Origin of the sequence: Rhizobium sp. CF142 (assembly GCF_000281145.1) — a bacterium.
In the GTDB taxonomy this organism is placed as follows: Bacteria; Pseudomonadota; Alphaproteobacteria; order Rhizobiales; family Rhizobiaceae; genus Rhizobium.
The window spans coordinates 36,102-45,228 of sequence record NZ_AJWE01000029.1 but is presented as its reverse complement, the minus strand read 5'-3'; the positions used below and the strand labels follow the sequence as shown (position 1 = coordinate 45,228).

At 57.5% G+C, this 9,127-nt stretch carries 7 protein-coding genes and 2 pseudogenes; 3 read left to right on the top strand and 6 right to left on the bottom strand.

Features of this window, described 5'->3' with window-relative positions; all coding sequences use genetic code 11:
- Positions 1-192, top strand: a 192-nt coding sequence (locus PMI11_RS37925) for a hypothetical protein (RefSeq protein ID WP_210161446.1), incomplete at its 5' end; no start/stop codon positions are given.
- Here PMI11_RS37925 and PMI11_RS38025 read toward each other — a convergent pair.
- A pseudogene (locus PMI11_RS38025) lies at positions 174-353 on the bottom strand (ProQ/FINO family protein); the annotation flags it as partial. The gene PMI11_RS37925 and the pseudogene PMI11_RS38025 overlap by 19 nt on opposite strands.
- A 355-nt stretch (positions 354-708) precedes the next feature.
- Here PMI11_RS38025 and PMI11_RS08955 point away from each other — a divergent pair.
- Positions 709-1,932 (top strand): ATP-binding protein, encoded by a 1,224-nt coding sequence (locus PMI11_RS08955; RefSeq protein WP_037071004.1) that lies wholly within the window; start codon positions 709-711, stop codon positions 1,930-1,932.
- 373 nt (positions 1,933-2,305) lie between these two features.
- On the opposite strand, the pseudogene PMI11_RS08950 reads toward PMI11_RS08955, so the two are convergent.
- The 5 genes and pseudogenes from PMI11_RS08950 to PMI11_RS08930 form a co-directional block, all read right to left on the bottom strand.
- Positions 2,306-3,345: pseudogene (locus PMI11_RS08950) on the bottom strand (IS110 family transposase).
- A 142-nt stretch (positions 3,346-3,487) separates the two neighbouring features.
- A complete protein-coding gene (locus PMI11_RS08945; protein WP_007815778.1) occupies positions 3,488-4,231 on the bottom strand; it encodes a GntR family transcriptional regulator in 744 nt (247 codons plus the stop codon).
- 166 nt (positions 4,232-4,397) lie between these two features.
- The gene (locus PMI11_RS08940) at positions 4,398-5,528 is read right to left on the bottom strand and encodes a sugar phosphate isomerase/epimerase family protein (RefSeq protein ID WP_007815777.1); all 1,131 of its coding nucleotides are present in this window, start codon (positions 5,526-5,528) and stop codon (positions 4,398-4,400) included.
- A 70-nt stretch (positions 5,529-5,598) separates the two neighbouring features.
- Complete coding sequence (locus tag PMI11_RS08935; RefSeq protein ID WP_007815775.1) at positions 5,599-6,474, bottom strand: amino acid ABC transporter permease; 876 nt, start codon at positions 6,472-6,474, stop codon at positions 5,599-5,601.
- Positions 6,475-6,479: 5 nt separating this feature from the next.
- Positions 6,480-7,412 carry an ABC transporter substrate-binding protein gene (locus tag PMI11_RS08930; protein ID WP_007815774.1) on the bottom strand — a complete coding sequence of 311 codons (933 nt, stop codon included), beginning with the start codon at positions 7,410-7,412 and terminating at the stop codon, positions 6,480-6,482.
- 575 nt (positions 7,413-7,987) lie between these two features.
- Here PMI11_RS08930 and PMI11_RS08925 point away from each other — a divergent pair.
- Positions 7,988-9,100, top strand: coding sequence for an ABC transporter ATP-binding protein (locus PMI11_RS08925; protein WP_007815772.1), 1,113 nt, complete (start codon positions 7,988-7,990; stop codon positions 9,098-9,100).
- Positions 9,101-9,127 lie beyond the last annotated feature (27 nt).

Sequence of the window (9,127 nt, the reverse complement as noted above, 5' to 3'; positions counted from 1 at the left end):
CAAAGCCACATCAAAGCCTTCGATGGGAATCGTATCCGTCGTAACGGCTCGCCCGATAATTATCACCAAAACCTTTTAGCAGAATCATTTCAAAGTTACACTCTTAAAGGGAAATTAGGATATGCTACTACCACTCTGCAACTCCCACAGTCTCTACAACTTTCATGCCGTCGCTGGGCGCTTGCGAAATAGTAGCGTTTCGAATGCGCATAGACGGCCATCGCGCGATGGAGCTTCATCAAGAGCGTGTCCGGCTTCAGCAACGGGCGCATGTCGTTGAAGAGACCAAGGGCGAAAGGACGGATCTGGTCGCCCGCCTTTTCCGGCAGCACGCCGATCGACCGGACGCAAAGTTTTACGAGCATGATCTGACCGACAATGTCGCTTACACCTGCGCTCACACCTTCTTGCTGGTATCACCTGTCTCCACCGGTCTTCGCTTCGGCTTCGTGCCGGGATGGACACAGGATTTGCTGAACCGCGGCTTCGAACTCAAGAAGGTGAGAGGAGTAGCCTTCAAGATCGGGCTCGGTGTCGCATGGAACCGGGAGGATTCGACCGCCTCGGGCGATGACATCATCGACATCGACGTGCCACCTTTATTGGGCTCAGGTTTCAATCAGTCGCCATGTTGATTTCAATTGGTCATTCCTTGACTTTCAATCGGTCATTATCATAGTTTCAAACGGTCATCAAAGGAATGAAGCTATACCGCTGTATCCAAGGCTCGTTGAGCAACGCATTTCCGACGCCATGTTAGATACGCGGGTCGTGCTGATCGTGGGTCCTCGCCAATCCGGAAAAACGACGCTGGCCAAGAAGATGGCCAACAAGGGGATGGAGTATTACACGCTGGACAATGCGACGACGCTCAACGCCGCGCGACGGGATCCAGTTGGCTTTGTAAGAGGAATGGATCGCGCCATTCTCGACGAAATTCAGCGCGCTCCCGAGCTGTTGTTGGCGATCAAGGAAAGCGTGGATACCGACGAGCGTCCAGGGCGTTTCCTCCTGACCGGCTCAGCCAATCTCATGACGCTGCCACGCGTGGCAGACTCGCTCGCAGGGCGCATGGAAGTCGTCCGATTGCTGCCGCTCGCTCAAAGCGAAATTCGAACGGCCGCTGGAAGCTTTTTGGTCGACGCCTTCCGAAACGAAGCTAAAGCCGGAGAACCAATCATCGGCGGCGACCTGATGGCTGCAGTTCTGGCAGGTGGGTATCCCGAGGCACTAGGTCGCAAAAACTTAAACCGCAGACAGGACTGGTATGCGGATTATATCCAAGCGATCGTTCAACGCGACGTTCGCGATGTTGCGCAAATCGAGCAGATCGCACAGATGCCGCGTCTGCTACGCATTCTAGCAGAACATTCGGGACAACTCGTGAACTATTCCGGAATTGGCTCTGTCATCGGGATGAACCACGTCACAACGCAAAAGTACGTTGGCATATTCGAGAGCCTATTCCTCGCCAGAACGATCCAACCCTGGTTTTCCAACAAACTGAAGCGCCTGACCAAGACCCCCAAAATACATTTCCTCGATTCTGGTCTTCTCGCTTCACTTCGTGACCTCTCTCTCGAGAGACTCCGGGATGACAGGGGGCCGTTCGGAGCGCTGCTGGAGACTTTCGTCTTTGGCGAGATCCTTAAACTCGCAAGCAGCGGACAAACCCGCTTTGAGTTTTCGCACTTTCGTGACAAGCAGCAGAACGAAGTCGATATTGTCATCGAAGACAGAAGAGGGAGGGTCGTCGGTATCGAGATAAAAGCGGCAGCATCCGTCTCAACTTCCGATTTTTCCGGATTGCGAATGTTGGCCGAAGCATGTGGGGAGCGGTTTGTTTCAGGCATTGTCCTGTACGACCATGACAAGGTGGTCCCGTTCGGGGAACGCCTGTCCGCCGTACCAATTTCGGCGTTGTGGCGTTAGCGCGTGGGGATTTCTCTTCAGTCTCCAGACTCGAACATCCATGAAACTTCGACCGCTTCGATAAAAAATGGGTCTCCGGTTCATATCCCCTATGTGGACGGCCCCCGACTTGCAAGATATCTCGAGATAATTTGACCAGATCGCTTGCGTCCATATGTCCAGCGTGTTGTTGCGTCCGCACATGAACGCTGGCCAAGATGGTTTCCGCAACACAGGTCCCAAACATCAAGGCGGCCTTGAGGAGCCAAAGGGATTTCCGGAGTATCCTGTGTCCCGGATCGATCGATCACACCATCTGCTATTATCCTGCAAGTTGTTGTATCACCAACACGTGGTGAAGATCAGGATATCCAGGGTTCTTGCTCGCCAATCTTCATGTGGCGCATCCCGTCAAAGCTGCTCCTGATTGTGCGCTGTATGTTTGCCCAGAGATCATGAGTTTCCAAGCTATGCGCGCCATCTTGTTGGCAAGTGCGACAGCTGCCAGTTTAGGCGGCTTACGTCTGAGCAGTTCCGCCAACCATTGAGAAGCCTTACCAGATCGCCGCGCGTGATGAATGACAGCGGTTGCTCCTGCCACCAAGACGGCCCGCAGAGCTTCATCGCCGGCTCTCGCGTGATACCACCGAGCCGCAGCTTGCCGCCGGTCGAGTGATCTTTTGGCGTCAACCCTATCCAGGCTGCGAACTGGCGGCCAGATTGGAACAGCTCCGGAACGGGTGTCTTCATGATCAAAAGAGCCGAACCGATTGGGCCAATGCCGGGAATGGTGCTGAGACGTCTGCTGCGTTCGTCGTTACGCTGCCATGCCTTTAACTTGGCCTCCACATCCGCAATCTTCTTTGCCAGTTGAGCGTATTCCTCGGCCTGGCTCATGAACAATTCCTGTGCGAGCTCTGGCACAGTCGCGTCGGCCTGTATCCTTTCAAGCAGCATAGGGATATGCGCCAGCCCCTTGGCTGCGGAAACACCAAACTCATTGGCGTAGCCCCGGATTGCGTTGGCGAGTTGGGTGCGGTTGGCGATGAGGCGGGTACGGACGCTGATCAGCATGAGTGCCGCTTGTTCATCAACTGTCTTAACCGGAACAAATCGCATTGTTGGGCGGCTCACTGCTTCGCAAAGCCCTTCGGCATCGGCCGCGTCGTTCTTGTTCCGTTTGACGTAGGGCTTAGCAAGTTGTGGTGCGATCATCTTTACCGCATGCCCGAATGAGGCGAGCAGCCGTGCCCAATGATGCGAACCACCACAGGCCTCGATCGCGACCAAAGTTGGCGGGCAGGTCGTGAAGAAGTCGATCATCTCCTTGCGTCGCATTTTCTCACGCAAGACCGACTTCTCTTCAGTATTTACGCCATGCAGCTGAAAACCATGTTTTGACGTATCCATGCCAATACGAATAATCTTGTCCATGGGCGGCCCCTTCGATTGAGATCTTAACAGCTCACTCTGGCACATTTCGATGCCGTTCAGGGGCCGTCCACTCCAACATCAAGGCGACACAAGCACACGTGTTATCAAGGAAGCGCCACTGCCCCGCCTCGAGCAGATAGGCTCATGAGAAGTTCTCCAACACTGCCAGAAACGTATGCCGATCGCCCTGGCCCTCCGTGAGGCGTACGCGCCCTTCAATGTCTGCGAGATGATGCTCCATCAAGTCCTGTGCCTTGGCGAGGTCTTTCGCCTTCAGCGCCGTAACGATCATGCGGTGGTGGTCGGCACCGCAGTCGTCCTTTCGATCTTCTTCGTAGAGCGACATGACGAGCGACAGGCGCGCGACGATCTTGGACAGCATTTCTGTCAACACCGGATTTCCGGCGAGTTCGGCGAGGACGATGTGGAATTTCCCCGAGAGCACCGTCTTCGACTTCTCGTCGCCGTGTTGGTGGATGTGCTCTTCCTCGTCTGTCAGGCGCTCCAGCGCATCGAGCTGCTCCCGCGTGGCGCGCGAGATGACGAGTTCAAGCAACAGCCGTTCCAGTTTGCGCCGTGCCTCGAAGAGGCTCTTCGCCTGGTCGATGCTCGGCTCCGCGACGAATGTCCCGCGGTTTCGCTTGCGTTCCAGCAGGTGATCGCTTTCCAGCACACCCAGCGCGCCGCGAACGACAGTGCGGCTCACCCCGAAATGCTCCGCGATCGCCTCCTCGAGGATTTTGGTTCCGGGCTTAAGCGCGCCTTCTCCGATTGCTGCGGCAAGCGTGTTACGAATGCGCTCGGAAACATCGTCATTGTCCGAACTATCCGCCGGACCGTTCGCGGTCGCGGGTGATTTCAGGCTCTGGCGGCGCGTCTTCTTCATCGTTCTTCTCCAGGCTCTGCCGCAGCACCCGGCGGGTGCCGGAAACCGTGACATATCCGATATCGGTGCACCCTAATATTTTCCATAAGAATGTTTGTGCGCAACTCGATATTTCCCCCAAAAGCTGGCTGTCGGCGGCGGCCGAAACCGCCGACCTATCAGGCAGTCAGGCCGCCTTCTTGCTCGCGGCTGGCGAGTTAAGAAGGATTCCCTTGTCCTTGCAGATCGCCTCGATGTGACGTGCCGACTGCTTGATGAAGGCGATCGCTTGGTCGAATCCGTAGGACTGGTGCTCGTAGGTGGGATAACCATACTGGCTGGCCTCGTAAGCCTCCCAGTCCGGAACGTCGCCAGATGTTACGCGTGTCTCGTAGGCATCGACGAGCGCCATATAGGCGGCACGTTCTTCCGCGTTGAGATCAGGATGACCGGCGCGCCAGATTGGATTGTCGATCTCGATGCACTGACGTGGATTGGCCTTGCGCGGCTTATCGGCGACGGAGGCCGCGACCTCCAGCGAGAGGTTCAGCGCGGGGTTTGCTTCAGCGAGAATCGGAAGGATGGTCGCGAAATCGACGATGCCACCACCGACGGGGCGGGTCTGGAAGTCGAGGCCACCGGGAGCGCGGCCGACATAGGCGTCCTTGATATGCGTCTGGCGGACATAGGGGGCGAGCCGCTTCGCCGCAAAGACCGGATGCTCCGCCCGCTGCAGGCCATTGGCGGTGTCGAAGACGGCGCCGATGCAATCCGGACCGACCTTTTCGATCAGCCGCAGGATCTCGAAGGAGGTGATCTCGTCATGGGTCTCGATGTTCAGGTGCGCGCCATGCGCACGAGCAACAGGCGCGAGCTTCTGCAGAACCTTCTCGATGCCGATCAACTGGTCTTCCCAGGTGATATCGGTGCGGAAGCGGTCATTGGCCAGCCGGCCGCGATATTCGGACTTGAAGTTGCCGGGCGCGACCCAAAGCTCGAAACATCCGATGGCGGCACTCGCCTCGATCATGCGGGTGAAGCCGGCGATGATGTCGCCGCCGCCGGCGGCTCGAAGGGCCGGTTCCTCGGCGCTGCAATAGGGATTGATCTTGCCGACGCCGCTTTCCAGGTAGAGTCCAAGCTCGTCGGCCTTCGCCCTGATCTCGCGCAGTTCGCCGATGTCGAGCGTCGGGCTCATGTCCAGCGCCGTCGAGAAGAAGATGCCCGCAAGCCCGAGCTCCTTGACGTGGTCGAGGCTGGCGAGCGGGCCGCGCTTCTTGGATTCCGGCAGTTTGATATTGTCGATGCCTAGCTTCATGTTGTGCTCCTTGTTACTTCCCTGATAGGCCTCGCTGCTCTGGCGACGCCCTTGGTTGTTGGCTGAATCCTCAGGCGCGTTTGACGCCACCTGTCTTGTCCTTGCCGTTGCGGTATTTGGGCTGAAGGCTCTTTTCGAGATAGTGCTGGCCGATCGACGCCACTGTCGTGATCGCGAGGTACCAGATCGAGGCGACGAACAAGAGTTCGATCACCAGGAAGTTGCGGGCGTAGATGACCTGCGCCTGTGTCAGCAGGTCCTGCATGCCGATGACGGAGACGATGGCGCTCGCCTTCAGCATGCCGATCGCCTGGTTGCCGGTCGGGGGCACGATCAGGCGTGCGGCCTGCGGCAGGATGACAGTCCGGAATGTCTGCCGGGACTTCAATCCGAGTGCCGTCGCGGCCTCCCGCTGCCCGCGGTCGATGGCAAGAAGGCCGCTGCGGATGATTTCCGACATGTTGGCGGCCTCGTGAAGTCCGAGCGCCAGGAAGCCCGCAAGCGCCGGCGTGACCAGATCGTTGATCGAGATGCTGTAGTGTCCCACTCCAACCTGCGGAATGAAGAGCGCGATGTTGAACCAGAGGAAAATCTGGACGATCAGTGGTACGCCGCGAAACCACCAGACGAAGCCCGCAGCAATCGCCTTCAGCACAAAGTTCGTCGACGTTGCCATGACGGCGAGAAGGCAGCCAAGGCCTATGCCGAAGACCATGGCGCCGGCCGTCAGTTCAAGCGTGAGGAGAACGCCGCGGAGAATCGAGGGATGCACGAGGTAGCGCGGAATCTCGGACCACTGAACGCTCTGGCTCTGCGCGACGACGCTGCCAAGCAGGGTCAGTGCGAGGATCGCACTGGCACCGGTTGCGAACTGTCCCCACTTGATCGACCTCATGGCCGGTGGCGGCAGGCTGATTGTCGTTGTCTGCGTGGTGAACAGTGCCATGAGGTTCACTCCGCAGGCATGCTGGCTGCGTCGTTGACCTTGACGGTCTTGACCGCCAGTGGGCCGAGGCTCCACTTCTTCATGATCGTCTCGTATGCTCCGCTGTCCACCATCTGTTGCAATGCAGCGACGACGGTGTCGCGGAGCTTCGGATTGTCCTTTGCCGTCAGCATGCCGAGATAGCCGACGGCGAGACGGATCTCGGGAAGCGCCTGCAGGCCCTTGCCGTTGCCGGTCTGGTGTTCTGTCGTATAGACGCTGGTCGCATAACCGTTGACGGTAGCGTCGGCGCGGCCGGTGCGCACCGCCTGCAGCACATCGGGCATCTTCGGGATCGCCATGATGTTGATTGGCGTCTGGCAGTTCCTTGACGCGGCCTCGACCATCTTGCCCTGGAAGGTGCCGACCGGGACGGCGACCTTCTTGCCGCAGAGGTCTTCCATGCTCTTGATGCCGAGCGGGTTGTCCTTGATCGTCATGATCGTGGTGGCGTCGTACATGTAGTCGATGACATCGACCTGCTTCTCTAGCTCGACGTCGTCGTTGATGCCCGAGATCGTCATGTCGAACCGCTTGGACAGGATGGCGGGAACGATGGCAGCACCTGCTCCCAAATCCGTCATCTGGACATTGATGCCGAGGATGACCCCAAGGGCCGCGGCGATATCGGCGTCGATGCCAACGAGCTTGCCGTCGTCATCATGAAAGCTGATCGGCGGCGTCAGGTCCGTCGCCACTTTCAATGTGCCGGACGCCTTGATGGAAGCGGGGAGAGCGTCTGCAAGCTTCTTGGTCAGTACCACGCCCGGAAGTTTGCTGACGTCGGCGCCTGCCTCCATTTTCTCGGCAGCCCCCTCTGCCGCATAGGCGGACATAGAGAGGAGGGAAATAAGCATGCTCGCGACGCCAGCCTTCAGGATTGTCTGCAAGTTTCTCATGTGATCCCCTCTTTGTTTTGACTGGATGAATTCCTGGGATCATCGAAGCAATCATCGTGCCAGATGGCATGTCGGAAACATAACCAGTTGAAACTATGTGTCAATTATGACATTCAGATGCTTTCGCACTATGTTTCGCATGTAGTTGCGCATTGTGTTTCGAATTTAAAGTGATTAAAAAACCGCCTGTGGGCCGATTTTCTGAGCGTATTTTACACGAAATCCTCGTTTCGCGCGCGCCGGCGTGGCTGCCTGCATCTTTCTGGTCTTTGCTGAAATCGCCATTCTCATACTGATCTCACACGGCTGACGGTCGATAATTAGGCAAATGCATGCGAAGCTAGACGCAAATGTGACGAAACTTTAGACATATAAACTTAAGAACTGTACGCCAAAATAAAAATATTACAAATTTACGTAACTATATAAAGCATAAATAGCGTAATTATTTCAGCCAATTAAAATTCGCCGTCATACCGTTTCGTCAAATTGGCATAGCCTTTGCAGATCTCCTTGCATGAACATGCTCCGACGCTGGAGCAGGGTCACGGCCACGCAAAGATCAGGAAAGCCAGATGCTAGATATTGCAAAGACCGCCGATCGCAAGCAGCTCAGTGTTCGAGGCGTCACCCATAGTTATGGTGGGAAAAATGCCGTCAGCGACATTTCCTTCGATATTGAAGCCGGAGAGATCGTCGCACTTCTCGGGCCGAGCGGGTGCGGCAAGTCGACGGTGCTGAGGGCGATTGCCGGCCTCATCCAGCCGAAGGCAGGCAGGATCATGCTCGGAGATGACGACCTCGCCAACGTCTCGGCCCGAGCCCGCGGGATCGGCATGGTATTCCAGAACTACGCGCTCTTCCCGCATCTGACTGTTGCGGAAAACATTGCTTATCCGCTCGCCTGCCAGAAGACGCCGCGCGCTGAGCGAAAGGCACGTGTCGCCGAGATGTTGTCACTTGTGCGGCTCGATGGCTATGGAAATCGCCTGCCGCGCGAACTCTCCGGTGGCCAGCAGCAGCGTGTCGCCGTCGCCCGCGCGATCGCGGGTCGGCCGTCACTGCTGCTCCTTGATGAACCTTTCGGCGCGCTCGACCGGGCATTGCGGTTCGATCTTCAGGTCGAGCTTCTTCATCTCCAGAAGACGCTCGGTATCACCACGCTAATCGTCACCCATGACCAGGAAGAAGCCCAGAGCCTGGCCAGCCGCCTGGTGCTGATGAACAAGGGCAATGTCGAGCAGATCGACACGCCCATGGCCGTCTACGACCGCCCGAAAACCCTGTTCGTCAATACCTTCATCGGTCAGACCAACGTTGTCCAAGGGACCGTGGCCGAACTCGGCGAAGGCAGGACGGTCATCGCCCTGAGGAGCGGCGAAAACCTCGTCCTGCCGCGTCGCTTGAGCTTCACCACGGGATCCGCCGTCACGATCACCTTTCGGCCCGAAGAGGTTCGCCTCATGACGCAGCCAGGCGTAAACGCGCTTGCCGCGCGCGTCACCGTTTCCGTGCCGCTCGGCCCGACGCTGATCCACGACCTTCTGCTGAACGACGGCACGGGGCTGCGCGCCTCCGAGGTCCGCGGTCCCGGCACGGCCATCCCTGACATCGGTGCCCAGCTTTTCGCAGAGATCGACACCCGCAGGTGTCACGCATTTCCGGCCGAACCGGAAAGCATCCAGTGAATGCCAATAACTGAACAACATCAACAA